The 24999-nt window shown below is 53.9% G+C and carries 25 protein-coding genes; 14 read left to right on the top strand and 11 right to left on the bottom strand.

Going from position 1 to position 24999, the window contains the following annotated elements; all coding sequences use genetic code 11:
- Positions 1–136 precede the first annotated feature (136 nt).
- The 4 genes from aceE to Q1L85_RS07380 all read left to right on the top strand — a co-directional run bounded on the left by aceE (position 137) and on the right by Q1L85_RS07380 (position 6952).
- Positions 137–2818: a pyruvate dehydrogenase (acetyl-transferring), homodimeric type gene (gene aceE / locus Q1L85_RS07395; protein ID WP_300426758.1), complete on the top strand. Its 2682-nt coding sequence runs from the start codon at positions 137–139 to the stop codon at positions 2816–2818.
- Positions 2819–2829: 11 nt separating this feature from the next.
- Complete coding sequence (locus tag Q1L85_RS07390; protein WP_300426759.1) at positions 2830–4425, top strand: dihydrolipoyllysine-residue acetyltransferase; 1596 nt, start codon at positions 2830–2832, stop codon at positions 4423–4425.
- 20 nt (positions 4426–4445) lie between these two features.
- Entirely contained in the window at positions 4446–6467 is a 2022-nt protein-coding gene (locus tag Q1L85_RS07385) for a methyl-accepting chemotaxis protein (protein ID WP_300426760.1), read from the top strand.
- Positions 6468–6538: 71 nt separating this feature from the next.
- Complete coding sequence (locus Q1L85_RS07380) at positions 6539–6952, top strand: hypothetical protein (RefSeq protein ID WP_300426761.1); 414 nt, start codon at positions 6539–6541, stop codon at positions 6950–6952.
- Positions 6953–6994: 42 nt separating this feature from the next.
- On the opposite strand, the gene Q1L85_RS07375 is transcribed toward Q1L85_RS07380, so the two are convergent.
- The 4 genes from Q1L85_RS07375 to Q1L85_RS07360 form a co-directional block, all read right to left on the bottom strand.
- Entirely contained in the window at positions 6995–8470 is a 1476-nt protein-coding gene (locus Q1L85_RS07375; RefSeq protein WP_300426762.1) for an NAD(P)/FAD-dependent oxidoreductase, read from the bottom strand.
- Between the two features lie 389 nt (positions 8471–8859).
- Positions 8860–9225, bottom strand: a complete 366-nt coding sequence (locus tag Q1L85_RS07370; RefSeq protein ID WP_300432737.1) for an MGMT family protein — start codon at positions 9223–9225, stop codon at positions 8860–8862.
- Positions 9225–9983, bottom strand: a complete 759-nt coding sequence (locus tag Q1L85_RS07365) for an SDR family oxidoreductase (RefSeq protein ID WP_300426765.1) — start codon at positions 9981–9983, stop codon at positions 9225–9227. The genes Q1L85_RS07370 and Q1L85_RS07365 overlap by 1 nt, the downstream gene beginning before the upstream one ends.
- Before the next feature lie 144 nt (positions 9984–10127).
- The gene (locus Q1L85_RS07360; RefSeq protein ID WP_300426767.1) at positions 10128–11576 is read right to left on the bottom strand and encodes an NAD(P)/FAD-dependent oxidoreductase; all 1449 of its coding nucleotides are present in this window, start codon (positions 11574–11576) and stop codon (positions 10128–10130) included.
- 226 nt (positions 11577–11802) lie between these two features.
- Between Q1L85_RS07360 and Q1L85_RS07355 the strand changes: the two genes are divergently transcribed.
- From Q1L85_RS07355 to Q1L85_RS07335, 5 genes are all read left to right on the top strand, one after another.
- On the top strand, positions 11803–12297 hold the full coding sequence (locus Q1L85_RS07355) for an FxsA family protein (RefSeq protein ID WP_300426768.1): 495 nt from the start codon (positions 11803–11805) through the stop codon (positions 12295–12297).
- Between the two features lie 161 nt (positions 12298–12458).
- A complete protein-coding gene (locus tag Q1L85_RS07350; RefSeq protein WP_300432734.1) occupies positions 12459–12752 on the top strand; it encodes a co-chaperone GroES in 294 nt (97 codons plus the stop codon).
- A gap of 51 nt (positions 12753–12803) precedes the next feature.
- Positions 12804–14438 (top strand): chaperonin GroEL, encoded by a 1635-nt coding sequence (groL, locus tag Q1L85_RS07345; RefSeq protein WP_300427979.1) that lies wholly within the window; start codon positions 12804–12806, stop codon positions 14436–14438.
- A 241-nt stretch (positions 14439–14679) separates the two neighbouring features.
- Positions 14680–15081, top strand: coding sequence for a hypothetical protein (locus Q1L85_RS07340; RefSeq protein ID WP_300427980.1), 402 nt, complete (start codon positions 14680–14682; stop codon positions 15079–15081).
- Between the two features lie 21 nt (positions 15082–15102).
- A complete protein-coding gene (locus tag Q1L85_RS07335; RefSeq protein ID WP_300427981.1) occupies positions 15103–16071 on the top strand; it encodes an RDD family protein in 969 nt (322 codons plus the stop codon).
- On the opposite strand, the gene Q1L85_RS07330 is transcribed toward Q1L85_RS07335, so the two are convergent.
- Genes Q1L85_RS07330 through Q1L85_RS07320 form a run of 3 tightly spaced genes read right to left on the bottom strand, consistent with a single transcriptional unit; the run spans position 16054 to position 18010 of the window.
- Complete coding sequence (locus Q1L85_RS07330; RefSeq protein ID WP_300427982.1) at positions 16054–16602, bottom strand: nucleoside 2-deoxyribosyltransferase; 549 nt, start codon at positions 16600–16602, stop codon at positions 16054–16056. The genes Q1L85_RS07335 and Q1L85_RS07330 overlap by 18 nt on opposite strands.
- Positions 16602–17165, bottom strand: coding sequence for a hypothetical protein (locus Q1L85_RS07325; RefSeq protein WP_300427983.1), 564 nt, complete (start codon positions 17163–17165; stop codon positions 16602–16604). The genes Q1L85_RS07330 and Q1L85_RS07325 overlap by 1 nt, the downstream gene beginning before the upstream one ends.
- 44 nt (positions 17166–17209) lie before the next feature.
- Entirely contained in the window at positions 17210–18010 is an 801-nt protein-coding gene (locus Q1L85_RS07320) for a hypothetical protein (protein ID WP_300427984.1), read from the bottom strand.
- 35 nt (positions 18011–18045) lie between these two features.
- Here Q1L85_RS07320 and Q1L85_RS07315 point away from each other — a divergent pair, with 35 nt between their 5' ends.
- From Q1L85_RS07315 to Q1L85_RS07295, 5 genes are all read left to right on the top strand, one after another.
- Complete coding sequence (locus Q1L85_RS07315) at positions 18046–19290, top strand: glycosyltransferase (RefSeq protein ID WP_307726805.1); 1245 nt, start codon at positions 18046–18048, stop codon at positions 19288–19290.
- Positions 19290–19604, top strand: a complete 315-nt coding sequence (locus Q1L85_RS07310; RefSeq protein WP_300427986.1) for a hypothetical protein — start codon at positions 19290–19292, stop codon at positions 19602–19604. The genes Q1L85_RS07315 and Q1L85_RS07310 overlap by 1 nt, the downstream gene beginning before the upstream one ends.
- Before the next feature lie 140 nt (positions 19605–19744).
- A complete protein-coding gene (locus tag Q1L85_RS07305) occupies positions 19745–20875 on the top strand; it encodes a putative solute-binding protein (protein ID WP_300427987.1) in 1131 nt (376 codons plus the stop codon).
- Between the two features lie 86 nt (positions 20876–20961).
- The gene (locus Q1L85_RS07300) at positions 20962–21246 is read left to right on the top strand and encodes a VF530 family protein (RefSeq protein WP_300427988.1); all 285 of its coding nucleotides are present in this window, start codon (positions 20962–20964) and stop codon (positions 21244–21246) included.
- Positions 21243–21914, top strand: a complete 672-nt coding sequence (locus tag Q1L85_RS07295; protein WP_300427989.1) for a YoaK family protein — start codon at positions 21243–21245, stop codon at positions 21912–21914. Before Q1L85_RS07300 ends, Q1L85_RS07295 begins: the two co-directional genes overlap by 4 nt.
- Here the strand turns inward: Q1L85_RS07295 and Q1L85_RS07290 are convergent, their stop codons facing one another.
- The 4 genes from Q1L85_RS07290 to Q1L85_RS07275 all read right to left on the bottom strand — a co-directional run bounded on the left by Q1L85_RS07290 (position 21915) and on the right by Q1L85_RS07275 (position 24913).
- Positions 21915–23117, bottom strand: coding sequence for a sodium:proton antiporter (locus Q1L85_RS07290; protein ID WP_300427990.1), 1203 nt, complete (start codon positions 23115–23117; stop codon positions 21915–21917).
- A gap of 3 nt (positions 23118–23120) precedes the next feature.
- Positions 23121–23444 (bottom strand): hypothetical protein, encoded by a 324-nt coding sequence (locus Q1L85_RS07285; RefSeq protein WP_300427991.1) that lies wholly within the window; start codon positions 23442–23444, stop codon positions 23121–23123.
- A gap of 10 nt (positions 23445–23454) precedes the next feature.
- A complete protein-coding gene (locus tag Q1L85_RS07280; RefSeq protein ID WP_300427992.1) occupies positions 23455–23973 on the bottom strand; it encodes a hypothetical protein in 519 nt (172 codons plus the stop codon).
- A gap of 136 nt (positions 23974–24109) precedes the next feature.
- Complete coding sequence (locus tag Q1L85_RS07275; protein WP_300427993.1) at positions 24110–24913, bottom strand: TatD family hydrolase; 804 nt, start codon at positions 24911–24913, stop codon at positions 24110–24112.
- Positions 24914–24999 lie beyond the last annotated feature (86 nt).

Genomic DNA, 24999 nt, shown 5'->3' with positions numbered 1-24999 from the left:
CCGGGCTATGCTGAAAGTCATACACAGACGACTCGTCTGGGTTCGTTTCCGGCCATCTGGCTGTGATCACGTGTTTTTGCCCAGAGTATCTATACTGGTTACAGGATATTAAGCCCCCCGTTCAGGAGCCCCAAGAATGGATGATCAGGTACATACCAACGATACCGACCCGCAGGAAACCAAAGAGTGGCTGGATGCCATCCACTCAGTGATACGCGCCGAAGGTGTTGAGCGCGCTCATTTTCTGATTGAAAGAATCGCCGAACGTGCGACCCGTGATGGTATGCCGCTGCCGTATGCGTTGAATACGCCATACCGCAATACCATCCCCCCGGAAAAAGAAGCGCCGATGCCTGGCGACCTTTTTATGGAACGTCGTATCCGTTCATTGGTGCGCTGGAATGCGCTGGCGATGGTATTGCGCGCCAACAAAGAAGGCGCGGGTGATCTTGGTGGTCATATCTCGAGCTTCGCATCGAGTGCGACTCTGTATGACGTGGGCTTTAACCATTTTTTCCGTGCACCGAATGCCGACAGTGAACAGTCGCCTCTAGGTGATCTGATTTACTATCAGGGGCATGTTTCTCCGGGTATTTACGCCCGTAGCTATCTGGAAGGCCGTTTTAACGACAGCGATCTGGAGCGTTTCCGACAGGAAGCTCTGGGGCCCGGGCTGTCGTCCTACCCGCACCCGAAACTGATGCCGGATTACTGGCAGTTCCCAACGGTATCTATGGGGCTGGGGCCGCTACAGGCAATTTATCAGGCGCACTTTATGCGTTATCTGTCGGCGCGGGGGCTGGTGCCGCGTAAAGGGCGTAAGGTCTGGGCATTCCTCGGAGACGGAGAATGTGACGAGCCGGAAACACTCGGTGCTATCGGCATGGCCGGGCGTGAGAAGCTGGAAAACCTGATCTTTGTGATCAACTGCAACCTCCAGCGTCTGGATGGTCCGGTGCGTGGTAACGGTAAAATTATTCAGGAGCTGGAAAGCCAGTTCCGTGGCGCCGGCTGGAACGTGATTAAAGTGGTCTGGGGTCGTCACTGGGATCCGCTGTTGGCGAAAGACCGTAAGGGGCTGCTGCAGAAGCGAATGGATGAAACCGTGGACGGTGAATTCCAGAACTACAAGGCGAAGGGTGGTAAATACACCCGGGAACATTTCTTCGAAAAATACCCTGAACTGAAAGAGCTGATTAAAGATCTTTCCGACGAGGACATCTTCAAACTCAACCGTGGTGGCCATGATCCGTACAAGGTGTATGCGGCTTACCATGCGGCGGTAAATCACACCGGTCAACCAACCGTGATTCTGGCGCATACCGTCAAAGGTTACGGCATGGGCGCTGAAGCCGAAGGGCAGAATCAGGCGCACCAGGTGAAAAAGCTGGATATTGCCAGTCTGAAGAGCTTCCGTGACCGTTTCGATATTCCTATCCGTGATCAGGATCTGGAGCATCTGCCGTTCTACCGTCCGCCGGCTGACAGTCCGGAGATGACTTACATGCGCAAGCAGCGTGAAAAGCTGGGTGGTTATCTGCCGGTGCGTCACGAGAACTGGCAGGCACTGACGGCACCGGATCTGTCGTTCTTCCAGTCTCAGCTGGACGGTACCGGCGACCGTGAGATCTCGACCACCATGGCGTTTGTCCGCATTCTCTCGCAGGTGATCAAAGACAAAAATATGGGTGATCGGGTGGTACCGATTGTGCCGGACGAGGCGCGTACCTTTGGTATGGAAGGCATGTTCCGTCAGATGGGTATTTATTCGTCAGAAGGCCAGCTCTATGAACCTGTCGATCAGGGGCAGGTGATGTATTACCGCGAAGACAAAAAAGGGCGCATTCTCGAAGAAGGTATTAACGAGGCCGGTGCCTTTGCCGCATGGATGTCCGCAGGCAGCTCGTACAGTACCAATGGCCTGGCGATGATTCCTTTCTATATCTATTACTCCATGTTTGGTTTCCAGCGTATTGGTGATCTGGCCTGGGCAGCGGGGGACATGCAGTGTCAGGGTTTCCTGATCGGTGCGACATCCGGGCGTACCACGCTCAATGGTGAAGGGCTACAACATCAGGACGGGCACAGTCATATTCTGGCTTCAACGATTCCTAACTGCATCTCTTACGATCCTACTTATGCCTACGAGATGGCCGTGATTGTTCAGGACGGTCTGAAGCGCATGTACGAGAAGAAAGAGAAGGTCTTCTACTACATCACCTCGCTCAACGAAAACTATGCGCATCCTGCGATGCCCGAGGGCGTTGAGGAAGGGATACGTCGTGGACTCTACTGCCTGCGCCAGTCGGCGCTGACGGACAAGCCTGTACAGCTGTTAGGCTCTGGGTCGATTCTGCGTCAGGTAGAGACTGCCGCCGGGTGGCTGAACGACAAAGGCGTCGCCGCGACCGTCTGGTCAGCGACGTCATTTAACGAACTGCGTCGCGACGGACTGGCCTGCGAGCGGGAAGCCATGCTCTCCGCCGATGAGCGGACTCATGAACCTTATGTGACTACGCAACTCAAGGGAACGCAGGGGCCGATTATCGCGACCACCGATCATATGAAATCGTTCCCTGAGCAGATCCGTCCGTTTATGCCGGAAGGTCGTACTTATCAGGTACTGGGCACCGATGGTTTTGGTCGCAGTGATACCCGTGCGGCGCTGCGCCGCTTCTTCGAAGTGGACTGGCAGCACGTGGCCTGGTGTGCGGGTGTTGAACTCAAGCGTCAGGGAAGCCTGAGTGCGGAAGAACTGGCGGCCTGGCGCGATGAGCTGGGTATTGATGCGTCTAAACCTGATCCGCTGTACAGCTAAGGACTGAGCATATGACAACACTGAAAATTCCGGATCTTGGTGGCGCCAGTAATGTCGAGGTCATTGAGGTACTGATCAGCGAAGGCGACAGCATTGAGCAGGAGCAGGCGCTGATTGTTCTCGAAACAGATAAAGCCAGTATGGAAATTCCTGCGGATACCGCAGGTACAGTTACCCGCTTAATGATCAAGGTGGGGGATAAAGTTAACGAAGGCGATGCGTTTGCGGAGTTAGAAGCGGGTGCTGCCAATACAGCAGACAGTAGTCCGGCAGACTCATCCGAAGAGACACCCGAAGAGACGCCAGCGCCCCTGGTCGCGGATGCGCCTGAGGCTACAGAGGTGCCAGCTGCAGAGGCGACCTCTGTGACGGTGGCAGTGCCCGATCTGGGCGGGGCATCAGACGTTGATGTGATCGAGGTGTCTGTTCGTGTTGGTGAAACCATTGATGCAGAACAGTCCGTCATCACACTCGAAACAGACAAAGCCTCCATGGAGATTCCTGCCGGTGTGGCCGGGGTCGTTGAAGAAATTCTGGTGAAGCTGGGTGGCAAGGTCAATGAAGGGGACCCTATGGTGGTCGTTCGTGGCGTAGCCTCCGGGCCAGCGCCAGCGGAACAGAAGCCAGCAGAACCCGGGACACCCCCTGCACCGGCACCAGAGAAGCCCGCAGCCGCCGTGTCAGCCCCGTCCGGATCTGCTGTTCGGGATACGCCTGCGTCTAAGGTGCATGCCGGCCCGGCCGTACGCAAACTGGCCCGGGAGTTCGGCGTTGATCTGACGTTAGTGAAGGGCAGTGGACCGAAAGACCGTATCCTTAAAGAAGATATCCAGGCATTCGTTAAAGAGCGGGTGAAAGGACCTGCAGCGGCGGGTGGGGCAGGTATTCCGCGTGTCGCGCCTGTTGATTTTGCAAGCTTCGGTCCGGTGCACAGTGAGCCTCTGAACAATATTAAGCGTGCAACGGCGAAAGCGATGACCATCGCGAATCTCAATGTGCCGCAGGTGACCCAGTTTGATCAGGCTGATATTACCGGACTGGAAGCCTTCCGTAAGTCACGCAACGCCGCGGGTGATGTTCGTTATTCGATCGTTCCTTTTGTGCTGAAAGCGATCGCCAGAGCATTGGAGAAGTTTCCAACGTTCAATGCCTCGCTGTCTGAGGATGGTGAGTCACTGATTATGAAGGATTACGTTCATATCGGTGTGGCGGTTGATACCCCTAAAGGATTACTGGTGCCGGTACTGCGTGACGTCAATAAAAAGTCTGTTACAGAAATTACACAAGAACTCAGTAACAAAGCGCAGTTGGCCCGTGAGAGTAAGCTAACCTTAAAAGACATGCAGGGCGGATGTTTCAGTCTGTCGAGTCTGGGCGGCATCGGAGGAACAGCATTTACTCCGATCGTTAACCCTCCTGAAGTCGCCATTCTCGGACTCTCGAAATCAGAAATGAAACCTGTCTGGGACGGCAATGCATTTCAGCCACGTCTGATGTTGCCACTGTCACTGTCGTACGACCACAGAGTGATCGACGGTGCAGAAGCAGCAAGGTTCAGCCAGTACGTGGTGCGTTGCCTGGAGGATATGCGTGAACTGTTGATGTAGTTTTATTGGGTGAGAGCGCTATGTTCAAATCACTGATGCTGCCAGGCATCAAATTTATGGCGCAGCTGAATTACGCTGCGAAGTTTGGTCTGATCAGTTTTCTGTTCATGGTGCCTCTCGTGGTACTCAGCGGCCAGGTATTTCTGGCGGCATTTGAATCTATGAAAAAGACTGAGCTGGAAATCGCTGCTGTCAGCGATGTCCGCGCTCTGTCTGATTTTGTGGTGTATCTCGAAACAACCCGCGACCTTGCCTCTGTGGCGACCCACAAGCAGGATCAGGCACTGCGCTCAGCAGCCTCGGAACGCCTTACGGCTCTGCCAAAGAAAACCAGTGCTCTGATCGACCTTGTAGGCGATGAGACTCTGCGTACGTCGCTCGAAGAGTGGCGCAGCAAGTTTCTGCCGCGTTTCAGCATGGTGGGTGAGCATCGCCAGCCGACATTTCTTGATCAGTTTAATTACTATCAGGGAAGCATTGACGAAATCTATCTGATAACCCGCCAGTACGGACAACGGACGGGTATCTCTCTCGACCCGGACACCAATGTGCAGCGCTTAAGTACGGTGCTGCTGGTGGATCTGCCTTCCGTGGAGCGGTCTCTTGGCCTGGGCCATGCGGCAGGTATGTTTGCGATGGTTGAACAGTATTTGCAATCAAATACGTATGATCTGATGAACCTTGTCTATGACGAAGTTCTGACTGCGCAGCCGAAAGTCGACCTGGTGATCACCAGTGCGGAGGCGGTGGGTGCTCAATCACTGACGGATTCAGCATCGTCTCTCAGAGCATTTATTGACGAGCTGCGCATGATTCTCGATGACGAAATTATCGTGGCGGCCTCGGTGGAAATGCCGTGGTCTGAGTTTGATCAGATATACAACGAAAAATCGTCTGATCTGCAAAGCATTAAAGATCAGATCTTCCCTCTGATCGAAAATATCATGAATCAGAGACTGTCTTCGCAGCAACAGCGGGTAACGACGCTGGTCCTGGTACTTGTAGGTGCACTGTCTGTGATTGTGTATCTCTATCTGGCGTTCTTTATCTCGATCCGTTCATCGATCAAGCACTTTGCCAGCGTCTCGCGTACGGTTGCCAGTGGTGACCTCACCCGTGAAATTAAATTCGATGGCCGTGATGAAATGGGCCAGCTGCGTGATGTATTTAATCAGATGATTGTGAATATCCGGCAGACACTGACCGCTGTGCAGGAAGCGTCGGGTGCGGTCAGTACGAACGTTAATCAGGTGGAAGACATCGCTAACCGCAGTCGTCAGGCAGTTGAAAGCCAGCTGGTACAGACGCGTCAGGTCTCTGAAATTATTTCTGATGTCGCCCGCGGAGCAGGCGAAGTCACGTCACTGGCCGAAGCCGCTGAACAGGCCGCTGCCACAGGGCAGACCAAATCGGATGAAGCGGGCAAAGTGGTCGAGCGTGTGATGGGTGAGGTAAAACGTCTGTCAGAGGAAATGGAACATTCGATGGCGGCGGTTAACCGACTGGCTGATAACTCGACGTCCATCAGCACGATTCTTGAAACCATTAAAAGCATTGCCGAGCAGACCAATCTTCTGGCTCTGAACGCTGCGATTGAAGCCGCCCGTGCGGGTGAGCAGGGACGAGGTTTTGCCGTTGTAGCCGACGAAGTACGCACGCTGGCGAGCCGTACTCAGGGCTCGGCTCAGGAGATCGAATCCCTGATCAGTGAAGTACAGCAGAATATTGTTAAGGCGGTGGACACCATGCGCGTAAATCGCGACATGGTTGAAACCACGGTCGAGAATTCTGTTCAGGTCAGTGACACGCTCGGTGAAATTCAGACCAGCATGGGTGACATTCAGGGTAAAACCAGTCTGATCGTCAGCACGGCTGCTGAGCAGAAGCATTCTGCCGATAATCTGCATACCAATCTTGAATCGATCCGCAGCACAGGCGAAGAAACATCTCGCAATGCGGAAGGTACCGTGCAGGCCGTGGCGAAGGCCCGCTCTATTACTGAAGCGCTCAGCGATAAGGTCCGCCAGTTTAAAGTCGGCTGATCTGGTCGGGTGACCTGCTGACCTGGCTCACGCATAATGCCCGGATAATTTTTATTATCCGGGCATTTTTTATGGCAAATATTCTTCGGTCTCTGGCATTAGGTGGCTCTCTGTTTCTCGCAGGTGTAGCGACAGCCGTTACGGCCCAGAAATATTCTGATTCCCACCTTCGGCAGGAGCAGCAGCGCGCCGTGTTATCGGGTGCAGAGCATATGGAGGTGATTGTTTCTGTTGCTGAATATCCTCCCGGTGAGTTTATGGGGCGTCATATTCACCACGGCCTTGAAGCGGCGTACATTATTGATGGTGCAGAGGTGGAAATACCGGGAAAAGGCACGATTAGTCTACCGACCGGCAAAGCGGTACTTAATCTGAGAGACGTGCCGCACGGTGGAATGAAAGTGACAGGCGAGCAGACGCTGCGACTGTTTACGGTGCATATTGTCGACAGAGACAAGCCGCTGTATGACTTTATTGAGAAATAAAAAAACCCGGCAGTTGCCGGGTTTTTTATCGGGATAAACCGATCAGGCCGTACGTGGCTCTGAGGTCACAACCTGGTTGCTGTATTCCAGCGTGTCCACGTCGTATTTACCCAGCTTCAGAGACGCCATATCAGCAAAGTAGTTCTGATACAGTTTCCATGGCTTTTCCATGCCCTGACGCGGCAGAGTGTCTGCAACACGGGCGATGTAGCCAGACTGCATATCAACGAACGGACGTGTTTCCATCGAACCACCGTGATTCACAGGCTGTACCTGACGTACACCGTTGTGATCCATGTGCTTCAGCAGACCGCAGAACCATTTTGCCAGCATGTCTGCTTTCAGGGTCCAGGAGGCATTGGTGTAACCGAAGATCATGCCGAAGTTAGGTACGTCCTGGAACATCAGTCCGCGGTAGCTCATCTTTTCGTTCATCGGGATGATTTCACCATCCTTCTTGATGTCGATGCCGCCCAGCAGCTGAATTTTCAGGCCTGTGGCTGTGATAATGATGTCGGCTTCGAGGGTAGAACCATCTTTCAGCAGGATGCCGTTTTCGACGAAGCGGTCGATGTGATTAGTGACAACGTCTGCCTTGCCCTTGGAAATCGCCTTGAACATATCACCGTTAGGCACGGCACACAGGCGCTCGTCCCATGGGTTGTACTTAGGTGTGAAGTGCTTCATGTCGAAATCTTTTGGCAGCTGCGCAGCTACCTGCTTCTGCAGCAGTTTGCGGGCGAGGCCCGGGAACTTCTTACAGAAGTTGTAGATCGCCAGTGTAATGGTCACGTTACGACCACGGGTGACTTTATACACCCACTTTTCAGGCATGATCTTACGCATGAATTTGATCACTGGGTCCATCTGCGGCACAGAAATCACGTACGACGGTGAACGCTGCAGCATGGTGACTTTTTCGGCTTTATCAGTCATCGCCGGAACCAGAGTCACTGCAGTGGCCCCGGAGCCGATAACCACTACTTTCTTGCCGGTGTAGTCCAGGTCTTCAGGCCAGAACTGCGGGTGCAGAACCTGACCTTTAAAGTCTTCACGACCATCGAACTCAGGCGTAAAGCCTTCGTTGTAGTTGTAGTAACCGGTGCAGCTCAGAACAAACTGGGCGCGGTACTGGCGGGCTTCGCCATTCACTTCAACATCAACGGTCCAGAGAGAATCAGCACTGGAGTAGTTCAGGCCAGTCACTTTATGACCGAAGCGAATGTGGCTTTCGACGTCATTTTCCTGAGCGGCTTCCTGGATATAACCGCGGATATCATCACCGTCTGCGATGCCTTTCTGGTTAACCCATGGCTTGAAGTCGTAACCCAGGGTGTACATGTCAGAATCTGAACGGATGCCAGGATAACGGAACAGATCCCAGGTGCCGCCAATCGCCTGGCGACCTTCCAGAATAGCGAAGCTCTTGCCCGGACATTCTTTCTTCAGGTGACATGCTGCACCAATGCCAGACAGACCAGCACCAATGATAAGTACGTCGAAAAATTCGTTAGCCATGAGAGTACCTGCAAATTCGGTTGTTTTTATGGTGGATCGCCCGGCGATCCCGATGACAGCTAATATCCATGAAACCCTGAAGGGATTACAGGTGATCGGGCGACAAAATCCGGTGCCTTTTTGATCTGAAACAACTTCTTCATCTGCTTCTGGTACTAGGATAGCTTCACCTCAGGAGGCCGGTTAGCGTCTTCTTTCTATTACACCGTCTGGCCGGAAGTGTCAGAGGGCTGTCCGATTCTGTATGTTAGTTTGTACTTACTATCGTTTCCGGCGTGTTTTGATCAATAAAATATTCGTAATAAATGAATCCAGAATCATGCATGAAATGAATAGTTGGTGAGCGCTACCTGTGTATGTCACCGGCGGTGTTGCGGATACGGCGGGGGTTATTTAGCGACAGAGAGGTCATCCGGCGTCGCTTTGCGGAAGTCCTGGGAGGTGAAATCAGCGCCAAACCGAGGAGCATGAACGCGTCCATTACCAGAAACCGTCACTCCTTCGGCTTCCAGTTTCTGTTTCTGACGTTCAAATGCCGGGGAGCCCGGAGCAAAGCTGATACGCATTCCTGCGTTGATCACACGGTGCCAGGGCAGGCGCGTGTCCGCCGGCAGTGTCGATAATGCCCGACCTGCCCAGCGTGCGCGCCCCGGAAGGCCCGCAAGAGATGCCAGCGCACCGTACGCAATCACATGGCCCCGGGGAACCTGACTGAGTGCCAGCCAGAGTTTTTCTTCTGCGGTGGGTTGCGCCATCAGATTCTCAAGGCGCCATCCACCTCGACGATCCGACCGGATACGTACTCGTTTTCCATCAGAAAGATCACAGCATGGGCGATTTCTTCTGGTGTCCCCATACGCGATGCAGGGATACCAGAGCAGATCATTTCCAGAGTTTCAGGACGCATACCCGACGTCATCTCGGTCGAAATAAATCCGGGCGCAATGGCATTTGCGCGGATATTGTAGCGCGCCAGTTCTTTTGCCCAGGTCACGGCCATCGCAGCCACCCCGGCCTTGGCGGCAGAATAGTTTGTCTGCCCCATATTTCCCGCACGACTGATACTGGAGATATTGATGATACTGCCGGGTTCTTTGCCCCGTATCATGTGCACGGCAGCTTCCCGTCCACATAAAAATACCCCGGTGAGGTTCACATCAATCACGGTCTGCCACTGCGCCAGTGACATCTTAGTGATTTCATCGCCTTTGGCTTTTACCATCAGGGCATCCCGTAACACGCCCGCATTGTTGACCAGGCCGTGCAGTCCACCAAAATCAGCGGCAATTGCGTTAAAGGTTGTTTCGACGGACTCTTCGTCAGCGACATTGCATACATAGCAGCGTGCTTCGCTGCCCAACGCATTTACCTGACGTTGCGTTTCATGCATGGCTTCTTCGTTGAGATCAATCACCGCGATGTTCGCGCCTTTGCGGGCCAGCTCAACGGCCATAGAGCGGCCGAGTCCCTGACCAGCGCCCGTAACAGCGATGGTTTTCTGTTTCAGATTCATAAATACCTCCGGAGGCGGAGAAGAAATAAGTAGTGAGAAAACAGAGTATAACTGCAATCCTGACGGGTATGACCCGGGGCTGGCTCTATGTCAGGTTTGGGAGGAGTTCACCCCGCTGATGTAACAGCGGGGTGACAAAGACGCTTATTTACGTCCGTATTTCAGCTCTTTTACGCCAAAACCACTCAGGCGCAGAGAGATCCAGTCGCGGAAGTAGTTCTGATGCAGTTTCCAGGCACCACGGGTGCCCTGCAGTGGCAGCTGGTCTTTCACGCGGGAAATGTAGCCAGAAGTCATGTCGATAAACGATTTCTTTGGCATACCCGGATCGTGGTTGACCGGAATAACTGAGTCGTAGCCTTTCTTATCCATATACTTCACCAGACGGCAGAAGTAGTCGGCAATCAGGTCCGCTTTCAGTGTCCAGGACGAGTTGGTGTAACCGAAGACCATCGCCGCATTCGGAATACCTTCAAACATCACGCCGCGGTAGCTCATTTTGTCAGTGACATCGAACGGCTGACCATCGAGTGTGACCCTGATTTTACCCAGAACAACCACTTTCAGTCCGGTCGCCGTGACAATAATATCGGCGTCCAGGGTATTGCCGGATTTCAGCAGAATCCCTTTGTCGGTAAAGCGCTCAATCTGATCGGTCACGACGTCTGCTTTGCCTTTGTGAATCGCTTTGTAGAGGTCGCCACCCGGGACCGCACACAGGCGCTCATCCCATGGGTTGTACTTCGGAGTGAAGTGCGACATATCAAAGTCTTTCGGCAGAATTTTGCGGTTAAAGTTGAAAATAAACTCACGGGCTTTCTGCGGGAAGCGGCGGCAGTAATTATAAAATGCCATCGTCAGCAGAATATTACGGCTGCGGATGATGGTGTATACCGCACTCTCTGGCAGGTATTTGCGCAGACGGATTGCCAGCTTATCTTTGCTTGGCACCGGCACGACGTAAGTCGGTGAACGCTGCAGCATGGTGATTTTCTCAACATCCCGGGACATTGAAGGAATCAGCGTAACGGCCGTTGCACCTGATCCGATGACAACCACTTTTTTATCTTTGTAATCGAGATCTTCAGGCCAGAACTGAGGATGAATAATCTGTCCTGCGAAATCTTCGCGTCCTTCAAATTCCGGGGTAAAGCCTTCGTCGTAATCGTAATACCCTGTGCATCCCATCAGATACTTTGCAGTGTATGTCACGACATCGCCGTCAACGTCTGCGGTTACGGTCCAGAGAGATTCTTTACTGTTCCAGTCCGCCTGAATCACTTTATGGTTAAAGCGTATTTTCTGGTCGATACCATTTTCGCTGGCGGCAGTACGGATGTAATCGCGGATGTCACCGCCATCGGCAATGCCTTTGTCGCTGGTCCATGGCTTGAAGCGATAACCCAGAGTAAACATATCTGAGTCGGAACGTATGCCCGGATAACGGAACAGATCCCACGTGCCTCCGACACTGCTGCGGGCTTCAAGAATCGCAACTTTCTTCTCAGGACACTTCTGTGCAAGGTGGCAGGCCACACCGATACCGGACAGACCAGCACCGGCAATCAGGACGTCAAAATGTTCGGTCGCCATCAATATTAACCTCAAAAAATCAGCGGACGCCGGAACTATCCGGGCAAGAGCGTTCGTTTAATAGGGCAAAAAGGGACAATTTGCCGTCATATTGACGCACTTACAGGAACAATTATTCAGGTAAGAGCGGAGGGTGAAAGTTTCAGGGGCAAACACGCCACCCCAGTTGGCTCTGTAGAGACGGCTTGCAAAACGCGACAGCCGTACCCATATACCAGACACACCCATGCAGAGAATTCTGCCAACGTCGGAGAGCGCAGTGCCGTTACTCATCATCTTTATCATAGTGCCGATACTGGAGCTGGCTGTTCTGTTCAAGGTCGGCAGTACCATTGGTGTCCTCTGGACATTTGCCCTGATTTTTCTGACCGCCATCATCGGGGTCAATCTTCTTCGTCGTCAGGGATTGTCGACACTGATGCGTGCAAATGAGCGCATGGCGCAGGGGGGACTGCCTGCGCAGGAGCTGGCAGAAGGCTTTCTGCTGGCGCTGGCGGGGGCACTTCTGCTGACGCCCGGATTCCTGACTGATATCTGTGGTTTCACTCTGCTGCTGCCGGGCGTTCGTGGCCAGATGGCGCGCTCGGTGATGAAGCGCTTCGCCGGCAATATTGTGATGGGCACACAGACGAACTACACCCAGAGCCATTCGGCGCAGAGCGAACCCCGTCGTCCGGGGCAGGGTGATGTGATTGAAGGCGACTATCGCCGGGAAGACTGATCGCCGTATGTGAAAAATTTTTGTGGCGGAGGTGTTGAAAACACTTTGCTCCTCCCCCATAGAGAGAAACAACAGATTTTGGGGCGGCTTCTGAGTCAGTCACACTGAGTGTCAGGCTCCCCGTTTATCCACCATAGTGCTAATAGATTGGAGAAACTTCGATGAAAATTCGTCCTTTACATGATCGCGTCGTAGTCCGTCGCAAGGAAGAAGAGCAGACCACAGCGGGCGGCATCCTGCTGCCGGGCGCTGCGGCTGAGAAGCCTAATCAGGGCGAAGTGGTAGCTGTCGGTACAGGCCGTGTTCTTGAAAACGGCGATGTACGCGCTGTAGATGTCAAAGTGGGTGATACCGTGGTCTTTGGTAAGTACTCGGGCACCAACACAATCAAAGTCGACGGCGAAGAGCTGCTGATCCTGAGCGAAAGCGATATTTACGGTGTGATCGAAGCCTGATTGTCACCTGGCTACGATCTGTACAGACAACTCATTTGAAGGAAAATTATTATGGCTGCTAAAGAAGTAAAATTTGGTAATGACGCCCGCGCAAGAATGCTGGAAGGCGTAAACATCCTGGCGAATGCGGTAAAAGTGACCCTGGGTCCTAAAGGCCGTAACGTCGTTCTGGACAAAGCGTTCGGCGGACCAACCATCACTAAAGACGGTGTTTCAGTTGCTAAAGAAATCGAACTTGAAGACAAGTTCGAGAACATGGGCGCCCAGATGGTTAAAGAAGTAGCGTCCCAGGCCAATGATCAGGCGGGTGACGGTACAACCACTGCGACTGTTCTGGCTCAGGCGATTGTTAACGAAGGCCTGAAAGCAGTTGCAGCAGGCATGAACCCGATGGACCTGAAGCGCGGTATCGACAAAGCAACTGCGGCCGTGGTTGAAGCACTGAAAGCACAGGCTAAGCCTTGTGAAGACAGCAAAGCCATCGCTCAGGTGGGTACTATTTCTGCTAACTCTGACGAAACCGTCGGTAAAATCATCGCAGAAGCGATGGAAAAAGTAGGCAAAGAAGGCGTCATCACCGTTGAAGAAGGCAAAGGCCTGAACGACGAGCTGGAAGTGGTTGAAGGTATGCAGTTCGACCGTGGCTTCCTGTCTCCTTATTTCGTCAACAACCAGGAAAAAATGGTTGCTGAACTTGAACACCCACTGATCCTGCTGGTCGATAAGAAAATCGACAATCTGCAGGAGCTGATCCCGGTACTTGAAGCGGTTGCTAAGTCCGGTCGTCCTCTTCTGATTATCGCTGAAGACGTAGAAGGTCAGGCGCTGGCCACTCTGGTGGTTAACAACCTGCGTGGTACCTTCAAAGTTGCGGCAGTGAAAGCACCAGGTTTTGGTGATCGTCGTAAAGCTATGCTCCAGGACATCGCAGTACTGACCGGTGGTCAGGTGATTTCTGAAGAAGTGGGCATGTCTCTCGAAACGACCACTCTGGATATGCTGGGCACCGCTAAGCGCGTTGTGATCAGCAAAGAAAATACCGTTGTCGTTGACGGCGCTGGTGCAGCAGCCGAAGTCTCTGCCCGCGTTGAACAGATCCGTGCAGAAATGGCGGCCTCTACCTCTGACTACGACAAAGAAAAACTGCAGGAACGTGTTGCGAAACTGGCTGGCGGTGTTGCCGTCATCAAAGTTGGTGCAGGTTCTGAAGTTGAAATGAAAGAGAAGAAAGACCGCGTTGATGATGCTCTGCATGCAACCCGTGCAGCAGTAGAAGAGGGCGTTGTTGCTGGTGGTGGTGTTGCTCTGGTACGCGCACTGTCCACCGTGTCTGTTGAAGGCGACAACGAAGATCAGAACGTTGGTATTGCTCTGGCGCTGCGCGCAATGGAATCTCCAATCCGTCAGATTGCTGCAAACGCAGGCGCGGAAGGCTCTGTTGTTGTCGACAAAGTGAAGAACGGTGAAGGTTCATTCGGCTTTAACGCGGCGACTGGCGTGTACGGCGATATGATCGAGATGGGTATTCTGGACCCTGCCAAGGTCACCCGTTCTTCCCTGCAGGCGGCTGCGTCTATTGCCGGTCTGATGATTACCACCGAAGCTATGGTTGCTGACCTGCCGAAAGAAGACGCGCCAGCGATGCCAGACATGGGTGGTATGGGCGGTATGGGCGGCATGATGTAATGATCGCTGCCTGAGGTTGTTCATTCTTTGTTGCTGGTTTCTCGTACAGGTGAAGTACAGGTCGAAACCAGCGTCGCGACTGAATGTTCCCTCGATGTGCGATTCCTGATGGTCGCACATGCTATCCGTACGTAAGTTTTGCTGCTTAACCGCGCAGCAATGGAAACCGGCCTCACAAGGGCCGGTTTTTTTATGGGCGTTTACCTGTACACTCAGCCGACCGGAAATAAGGAATTAACGAATGTCTTTTACGCTGATACAGAAAGGTTTTATCGCTGCTGCCCTGATGAATATTGGTGGCGTGCTGACTTTTTCCCGCGGATTCACCAATACCGCGCTGATGGAAGCTGACCCTGTTGTCATGTCTTCTTTCGGCTTACTGATGATCATGGTCTGGGGGCTCGCTTACCTGGGCGCGGCGTTTTCGACCGGCAATATCCGTTGGCTGGCAGGCGCATTTGCGGTCGAGAAGCTGGTATACGTGGTCGCCTGGGGCCTGTGGATCAGCGCTAACGATCTGGGTGCTGTGTATTCACAGGATCTGTTTGCCGGTGTGTTCTACAGCATCTATGGCCTCAATGATGCGGTATTTATGCTGTTTTTTGCCTGGGTGTTTTTTCGTAAACAGCACAACTCACATTGAATGAAGTAAGGACGTCCTGTCATGGATAGTATTCAATTGCCGCCCATAGCCGGCTTCTGGCGTCGGGCCATCGCTTTTTTTATCGACAACATTCTCGTGTCGCTGATAGCACTCGGAATTCTTTTTGCCGCCCCTGATTTCTGGGCGCAGCATTATTATCCTGGCTATTTCTGCGGCTACCTGCTGCTTGTTGGTTATTTCTACTTCTGGGAAAGGCCAGCGATGAATGGACAGACACCTGGTAAGCGTCTGTTGAAAATCTGGCTGGTTGATGCAGAAGGCGCTTCACCTTCAGCTCAGAAAGTATTGCTTCGCAGTGCAGTCTTCAGCCTCCCAATTTCCCTGAATAAATTTTCAATTCCTTCGCTTGAGTCCTGGGTGCTGGTGCCTGTCACGGTAATATTGTTTGGTGGCTTGCTGTCTCTCGCCTACCTCATGATTTTTAACCGTACTGATCGTCGTGGCTGGCATGACTGGTTAGCCGGAACTTACGTCGTCCGGCAGGTGCTTGAAAAAGAGAGTGTGTTGCCGACTCCCGTGCTTCACAAAGCCGTTACCGCAGTGATTTTTGCCGCAGCATTAATATGGCCTCTTGCCATGCCAAAGGTGGCGGAAAACAGCAGCCTGGGTGAATTACTTGCTCTGCATAATACGCTGAATGAGGATGTGCGGTTCCGCTCTGTGGTCGTCAACTTACCCACCAGCATTAAAATTGGTGGCGAGCCTCTTCCGGCTTCTCTTAGCGTATCCATTGAGCTCTCAGGAAATGGGTGTGGTAACGCTGTCTGTGACCGTGAGGGCATATCCGGGGAGGTCGCAGAGGAGGTGTACCTGCATTATCCGCAGATCTGTACCCTGGCTGGGTTAACTGTGATTGTGGTCGAGTCGAAGCGATTCGGCTTTGTCGGATCACGTGACCAGAAGTACTTCAACTTCACGTCACCGGAGCTGGGCTGTGGTGCAGTGGAGGGATCAGAGCCGCTGCAGTAAGTCTTCCATCACAGCGAGGTTGCTCAGAGAGAGCTTTTTCCGGGCAACCAGCAGCAGGCCTGTCGCCAGACGGATGCCACCGTCGATCATCAGATTGTCGGTCAGATTAAATTCTTCAATTTTTAACCCGTCCCGGTCGCGCAGGTCCCCTACAGGCTGATCACCTATATTGCCTGCTCCGCAGTGGGCAAATACACGCTGGGTGTAGGGCATAGGTTCATTGCTGTAACCATGAATGGTTTTTCCCATGCCTCGGGCGAGGCCAATCTCGTAGACGGTACCGACGTCGGCACTGGGACCACGGAATGGCGTCAGGTTGGCAACAACAATATCGGCAGAGGCGATCAGAGCTTCGTTAGCTGCGGAGATGGCAAAGCCAGTCGCCTCGGGCGTCTCCGCAGGCGGGATCACAGTGTCGAGTGGGAAGAGACCTTCAAAACCGTAGCGGGAGCAGAGAGCTTTCTTCTGTGCGCCGAGTTGATCGGCATCCGGCAGAAAAACTTCTGGCCCCGCCAGGTAAATGCGTTTCATCAGTCCGGACGAACGACGGACAGGCGTTCCGCAGGAATGGCATCAGCGCTGTACGCCATGCCCAGTTTCTTCAGGTAGAAATCACGGTCGATTTTCATCGGGTTAATGTCTTCAGGGAAATCGATACCGGCTTCTTTGTACGTCAGCTTAAGCGCTTCCATGTAGTTGTTGCCTGGTTCAATGGCAATGGCGGCAGCGCCAGCGTCCGGCTTCACTTCCACCCCCGTCATATCCACGCGCAGCACCAGAGGAAACTCGTTTTTCTGGAAGAACATATTGCGGCGGTGGGTGGTTTCGATGGCCCAGTAGAGTGCCAGCTCGCGGCTCTGGGTCAGATAGACCGGATCAGCAGCGGCAAACTGACGGTTACCTATGGTGCCCAGTGTATTCTGTTCGCGCTGAGCGGTTTCTGTGTCGCCGCCTCCAATCAGACCCTGGGTCATGATGGACTCGGCAAGGCCTGACGCTGTGCCGTGATACCAGACGTCAGAAGTCCGGAATCCGTCTTTTTCCAGCAGATCGACTGCATCTTTCAGAAACTGAGGAGGAAAGGTGTCGCTCATGTGATACCTGTGGTGTGTTCAGATTAATTACGGCGGCGATTATATCAGGTCGTACGCCGCAGTGCCCGACGTGCCAGTGCATAAAGGATCAGATATCCAATGGCGCTGGCGAGTGCCAGGGCAGTGCCCTCGTTGAGGCCGAAGGCTGGATAGCTCCAGGTGACGGTGACGACATAGACCACCATCGCCCCCAGGCCCTCAGGATACTGGCGGACTGTGGTGGCCACCACAGGAGCGCCATAGCTGAGTTGCAGTACGACCAGTGTCGGGAAAAAACTCACAGGAAAAGCCGACAGCAGACCCGCCTGCGCTGGCGTCAGCCAATGTGCCAGTGCGGTAATTCCCAGCACACTGGCCGTTGCCGCCGTCGCCCGGAACAGAATGGCGGGGACGGGCTTCTGCCAGAACGACGACTGATCAATGGTCAGTGGATGATCTGGTATACGGCGGAGCAGGTGACGGGTGATCAGAATGCCAGCGAGCGTCAGCAACAGGCAGAGCCAGAGCAGGCGTGGCAGGTACTGCAGCACCATGGCAACCAGCAGAAATGCCAGCACCGACAGGCAGACCGGCAGGGCGATCTGGCGTGCCCGGGGAAACCGCGTGGCGACGACACTGTAGCTGCTGGCCAGTGCCAGACAGCCCAGCAGACCGGCGATGGTGTGAACTGCTCCTTCGGCAGCAAATTCAGTCCCCTGCTCAGCGCCGATAAAGTAAAGGGTAATCGCACTGCCGAGCGGAAAACCGGCCAGAACACCCGCCGCCGCTGCACCCATACGACGGGCGACAGCGGCCAGCAGGACAACCGTCAGAAAGGTGATCAGAATTTTCGCTGTCAGTAGCACAGTTTTGTCCCGGCAGTTGATCGAGGCCGGTTATAATGCCTGCTATGAAAACACTTGTCGTTATCGGGTATGTCTGGCCCGAACCGGATTCCTCCGCCGCAGGCAGCCGGATGTTGCAGTTGCTGGCTGTCTTCCGTGAAGAAGGCTTCCGTATCATCTTTGCATCCCCGGCGGAAGAAAGCTCCCATGCACCGGATCTCAGAGACGCTGGCATTGAGCCGGTGGCCATCCGGCTCAACTGTTCCAGTTTCAATGACTGGATCGGCGGGATCCGTCCGGATGTGGTGATGTTTGACCGGTTTATGATGGAAGAACAGTTCGGCTGGCGGGTAGAAGAGGCCTGCCCGGAAGCGCTGCGCCTGCTGGACATGGAAGATATGCACAGTCTGCGGGATGCCCGGCACCGTGCTCTCAGGCAGAATCGGTCTGTGGTGCCTGAGGATCTCAACAGCGAACTCGCTTATCGTGAAGTCGCTGCGATTCTCCGCTGTGACCTGACCCTGGTCATCTCTGAGGTTGAGATGCAATGGCTGACTCAGGTCTTACCTGTGCCTGAAGACATTCTCTGTTATTCCCCGTTTATGATCGCGCCGGACCGGCGGCCGCTCGTACCACTGTCGCAGCGCCAGCACTTTGTCTCGATCGGTAATTTCCGTCATGCGCCGAACTGGGATGCCGTACTGCAGCTCAAAGAACTCTGGCCGCAGATCCGGGCACGCCTGCCTCAGGCAGAGTGCCATATTTACGGTGCCTATCCGCCGCCGAAAGCAACACAACTGCATCACCCAAAGTCAGGTTTTCTGGTGAAAGGCTGGGCCGACAGTGCAACAGACGTGATCAGCAATGCACGTGTGATGCTTGCTCCTCTGCGCTTTGGCGCAGGCCTGAAGGGCAAGTTGCTTGAGGCTGCCTGTCTCGGCACCCCAGCCGTAACGACGCCCATTGGCGCGGAAGGGATGTACGGCGATGCTGAGATGCCGGCGAGTGTGTGTGACAGTGATCAGGATTTTGTCGAAGCGGCGGTGGCACTCTATCAGGATGACAGCCACTGGCACGCACTGAGTCAGTGTGGCCCTGTGGTGATGGAATCGCGCTTTTCGGTGGACATTCATGGCCAGAGACTGAAGGATCGCCTTAACCACCTGATGAATGGCCGCACAGGACAGAGCACACTCCCGTTCCTGAGTGGTATGCTCCGTCATCATTATCTGAAAAGCAGCAAATACATGTCGCAGTGGATCGAAGCCAAGAACCGCCTGCGGGATGAGGAGGCAGAATAATGCAACTGTCACAGAAAGCTCTGATCAGCCTGTGGACGTCCGCTCTGCTGGTGATGACACCTTTTCTGCTGATCGTATTTGGCGCAGCCCTGGCCGAGTTAATGGGTTGCGACATCATGTTTTCACTGAGCGAGGTCTGTATCGTCGGTGAAATCAACATCGCCCGGGTGCTATATGGCCTGTCGCTGGTGGGCTGGCTGTTACTGGTCGGTTTGCCTGTCGGTCTGATTCTGGCACCTGTCTGCAGTATCTGGTGGTGGTATTCCATGCGTCAGGAACGCATGGTCAGGGCCTCAGGTCAGACTCATATCTGAGTCAGGCTGGTCAAAGTTAACAGACAGGTGTAAAGTAAGTCTCTCTGGAGCGGAATGTTTGCTCCGTTAAAAGTGCGAAATTCCCGGGCCGGGATGTGATGGATGGCCCGGATGCAGAAAAAGAATAACAGGAAAACATTATGAAGCGTTTACTCGCGACAGCCCTATGCGCTGTTACTACCCTTGCAGGTTCCTACACTCATGCGGCACAGCCGGTCAGCGAAGCTAAGAAAGCAGAGCTGCGTACGGTCGCAATGAATCCGAAACTGACGAAAGACGAGCGTATTGCAGCCATCAAGGGGATGTACCCTGAGATGCTGAATGAAGATGGCACCATCCCGGCACGTCGTATCTGTGTCTGGGACATTGCCGGTAAAAACGGTCCGATTTACAACGCTGCTGTTGATCAGACGGCTGAACTGCTGCGCTGGGGAGTTCAGGTTGAGCTGGACGCTTACACCAGTGAATCGGTTCTGACTGAAGAACTGAAAGCCGGCATGTGTGATGCAGCTCTGTTCACCGGTCTGCGCGCCCGTCTGTTTAACAAGTACACGGGCACGATCGATGCGATTGGTGCAGTACCAAGCCGTGATCACATGAAGCTGCTGATGACGGCGATCACCAGCCCGAAAATGTCTGATCGCATGACCGAAGGTCAGTACGTGGTTATGGGTTATGCACCGATGGGCGCTGCGTTTATCTTCGTTAATGACCGTGAAATTAACACGCTGGCGAAAGCCGCAGGTAAGCGCGTAGCGGTACTGGATTACGATCTGGTTCAGGCAGAAATGGTGTCGCAGATTGGTGCCAACCCGGTACCGACCGCCCTGGTTAACGCCGGGACTAAGTTCAACAACAAGATTGTTGACGTTCTGGCGGCACCGCTGGCGGCCTACAGCATCATGGAGCTGTACAAAGGTCTGGGCGATAACGGTGGTATCGTAGACTATCCGTTCTCACAGATTACTCTGCAGCTGGTTGGGCGCGCTGATAAATTCCCGGCGGAACTGGCACAGCTGGTTCGTGAGGATTTCCTGACCCGTTTTGAAACCATTGAAAAGCTGGTCAAAGCTCAGGAAGGTGACATCCCTCAGCAATACTGGATTGATATCCCGCCGGAAGATAAAGCGGAGTATCAGGTCATGATGCAGGAGGCTCGTCTGCAGCTGCGTGCGCGCGACTACTACGATGCTGAAATGCTGAAGCTGCAGCGTAAAGTGCGCTGCAAATTTGAGCCGACCCACTTTGAGTGTGCCAACCCTGTTGAATAATTCACAGGTGCGGACAACAGGTTCATAATAGAAGCCCGGATTCGTCCGGGCTTTTTATTTTCTGAACGTTTTACGATGAGATGACTATGACGGACGGTGGGCGCGAGGGCGCCGGAAAAGACCCATTACATGGCGTAACGCTTGAGCAGATCGTCCGCTATCTTGAAGCCCGGCTTGGTTGGGAAGGCCTGGCCGCCGAGGTTCGTGTTAACTGCTTCCGCAGCGATCCATCCGTTAAATCCAGTCTGAAATTTCTCCGTAAAACCCCCTGGGCACGAAGCAAAGTTGAAGAACTCTACGTGCGGCTGAAGCGCAGTGATAAACCCGGTGGGCGGGACCCCTGGTCGCAGCACCGGGGTTCAGATCAATGATTCATCGTCTGCCGTTCTGGGTATTTGCAGGCAGTGTACTGCTCGCTCTGAACGCAGGCTTTATCAATAGCGTCGCTCTGCTGTCGTTTGTGAACAATGCGGTGTCTCATGTCACGGGCACCGCAACCATTGCCGCAGAGGCACTTACCCGCTACGACTGGCAGTTACTCTGGCATACCGGAGCCATTATTCTCAGCTTTATCGCCGGGGCCATGATCAGTGGTCTGGTGATAGGTAACGAAGCGCTGAAACTGGGGCGACGTTACGGTGTGGCCCTGCTGATTGAATCTGCTCTGCTGTTATTTGCATGGTATGGCTTTACGCATAATACCTTCCACGCTGAGTGGCTGGCCTCGGCCGCGTGCGGTCTGCAGAACGCCATGGTTGCCACCTACAGCGGTTCGGTTATCCGTACCACTCATCTTACGGGCATAGTGTCGGATATCGGATCTGCGTTGGGGAATCTGCTTGCAGGCCGCGGCTTTGCCCGTCCTCAGTTTATTCTGCAGACGGCTATCTTCTTTGCTTTTATCGGTGGCGCGGCGGCAGGGGCCGTGGGGTTCCGGAGTTATGGCTATGACGCAGTGCTGTTTAACGGAATCTGGGTGATGCTGGTGGCATTGGCGTATATGACGCTGCTGTTCCGCGCTGCTGGCCGCGAACACTGATCAGTGCCGGAACAGCCGGGTCCACAGTGGCACTGAAAAACCATGCAGAAACACGCTGAGAAAAACGGTCAGCACGCTCGTGCTGAACAGCACATCGTAATACTCAGTCTGCTCGCGGAATCCTAACGTGTCTATCGCCAGCAGAAGGTAGAGAATACTGGCGATTCCCCGTGGCCCGAACCAGGCCAGAAATGCTTTGTCCCTGAGGCGTAATCCGGTACCCGCCAGACAGAGAAATACCGGAACTATCCGGATCAGGGTCAGGCTCAGCAGAGCGTAAATCACTACCGGCAGGCTGGCATGTTGCAGTGCACCCGGCACATAAATCAGACCGAACAGAAAAAACATGATCAGTGACAGCAGCTGTCCTTCTGCTTCACCGAATTCTTTTAAGCGACTGATCACCACCGTCTGGTGAGACTGCAGAAACAGCCCCGCCATAAAGGCTGAAATAAAACCATTGCCGCCGAGATGCTCAGCGCTGGTGTAAGTGAGGAGTGCCAATGCCAGTGAGGCGAGCCGCTGGAACACCGGGTCCATACTCTGACGGGCGCTGGCGCGCTGAATCAGGAAACCACCCACCCGGCCGATCAGTATTCCGGTCACGGCCCCCAGCAGTATCTGCTGCAGAAAAAAACTCAGCCAGTGCAGGTGGTCAACCGCGAGAATGCCGCCAGCGCCAATAACGGCGATGGTCATCAACAGAACAGGCAGTGCCAGGCCATCGTTCAGTCCGCTTTCAACTGTGATGGAATGACGCAGAGATTCGCTGATGCTTTTTTCACCAAATACTGTCTGCGCCAGTGCGGCATCCGTCGGCGCCAGAATAATCGCCAGCAGAAGCGCGGTACTCCAACCGATATCGAACAGGCCCAGAGCTACCAGCATCCCGGCGGCGATGGTCAGCGGGAGCCCGACAGCCAGCAGCCGCAGTGGCAGATTTTCAAATTTTGCCAGATGAGAGCGGTTAATCTGACTGGCATCGGTAAAGAGAATTAATGCCAGTGTCAGTTCCGCGATGGTTTTCAGCCCCTCTGCATCTATGCCGGGCGCAGACCAGTCTAGGAGGAGAGGCCTGGTCATAACGCCCAGGGATACAAACAGCATAGGGGCGGTGATTGCGCGCTCTTCTACCCAACGGGACCAGAGCCCGAAAGCAAACAAGGCCAGCGCAACAATCAGTGCCAGAGGCGTGTCGAGCATAGATCAGTCTTCCCAGATCACCCTGAGTGGTTCACCGAAGTCGTCGTAAATGACTTTCTTCTTCGGCCCGGAACTGCGTTTCTGTGGTGCCCTGCGGGGGGATTTTTTGCGTGCTTCCTTACGGTCATCAATGGCTTTCAGGACCTCCGGAACGGGCGTCCGTTCCTGGCGTTTGTCGAAGGCCATGGCCTGTTCGTTGTAGCGACCATCCACCAGTCCGGATTCGCCCCGGGCAAACGAGTGCACCTCACCACCGCGGCGCAGATATTCTTCAATATCGTCGTTAAGTGCCTTACGCAGGTCTTTTTTGGTGGTGGATTTCTTCATAACAGCAGGATCAGGTACGTCGGGATTTGCGGAAGCGGACAATAAGTACGATAGCAAAAATCAGATAAAGTGCCGCCATCAGCCATTTCACGGTCGCGCAGATGCCTGCCAATGCGATCGCAGCGTCATCAGCGGCGACCAGCCCGTTAAACACGGGTTCGTGTATGTGGTTTTCGATGACATCAAGAACGGACGGAATGACTCCTGTCGCGATCAGGATATCCCAGCGCGGAGCCATATTATTGATCTTCAGCAACCAGGCTGTGAAGGACACAATAAAGAGCCCATACCACAGAGGATGCAGGTGATCGTAGGAGTAGTGCCCCTGGAGGGCGTGCAGCTGTTCTGGTGAAATGGACGCGAGCAGCGCGGAGAACGTGTCGGGATCATAGGTGAACTGAAAGCTGAACAGCAGGGTAGAAGCCCCACCGCTTTCCAGAACAGAGCCCACCAGCCCCTGGGAGATAATAAAAACGATACCACTCGCCAGCGCCAGCCAGCCGTGTCCGAACAATGCTCTCAGAGTCATGTCCTTATCCTGTTTCCCTGAAATGATCCGACAGATTGAGGCTGTGGCGGCGCTATTGCAAGCGGCTATTTTATACGACTACTGTCAACGGCCAGAGCCTGCCGGCGGGGTTCGCCTCCCCGTCAGGGCCTCATGGTCAGCTGAAAAAGGTCCTTAGCGAGTTCTCATAGGTCTGTCGAAGCACGTCTTCTGTGCTGACTTCTTTTACCCGGGCAATAGTTTCGGCGATAAAAGGCAGATACTTAGGGGCGTTCTCTGTTCCGCGATAAGGCACCGGTGTCAGATACGGGGCGTCGGTTTCCAGCAGCAGGTGAGTCAGGGGCGTCTGAGCAACGATCTCGCGCACGTTCTCCGCTTTATTGAAGGTCACTATGCCGTTAATGCCCAGGCAGAAGCCCAGCTCAACGGCCAGCTCGGCCAGCTCCGGACCACTGGTGAAACTATGAACGACGCCTTTCCTGGCCATCTGGGGGGCGTACTCCCTGAGGATGGCCATCGTATCTTCATCGGCCTCCCGGGTATGAATCACGACCGGCATGTCGGTGTCTGCAGCAATACGAAGCTGTTGCGCGAAGACCTGACGCTGAACTTCCCGGTCACAGTTGTCGTAAAAGTAGTCCAGCCCGATTTCTCCGACGGCAACGATTTTGTCGTTGTTCAGATGTTGTCGGATGGTGGCGTCGGTCTCATCGCTGAATTCGGCAGCATCATGAGGGTGTACGCCCAGCGTCCCGAAGAGATCTGTGTGCTCAGACGTCAGCTGCAGCACTACCGGGATATTGGCCGGCGTCACTGCAATGGTCATAAAGCGTTCGACACCCAGTTCCCGGGCCGCAGCGAGAACCTCCTCTGCAGGCGCGTCTTTCAGGTAGTCGAGATGAAAGTGGGTCTCGATAATAGGCAGCTGGTAGTTCGGGATGTCCCGGCGTTTTTTACTCATAGGTCAATGGCGACAAAAAAGTCAGGTTTTACCGTTAAGTCGTAGTTATTTATTGCTGAGCGTCAGTATACTGATCACCCGGTAAC

This window comes from uncultured Thalassolituus sp. (assembly GCF_950066645.1).
Taxonomy (GTDB): domain Bacteria; phylum Pseudomonadota; class Gammaproteobacteria; order Pseudomonadales; family Oceanobacteraceae; genus Thalassolituus.
This window is presented reverse-complemented; position numbering and strand designations above follow the sequence as displayed.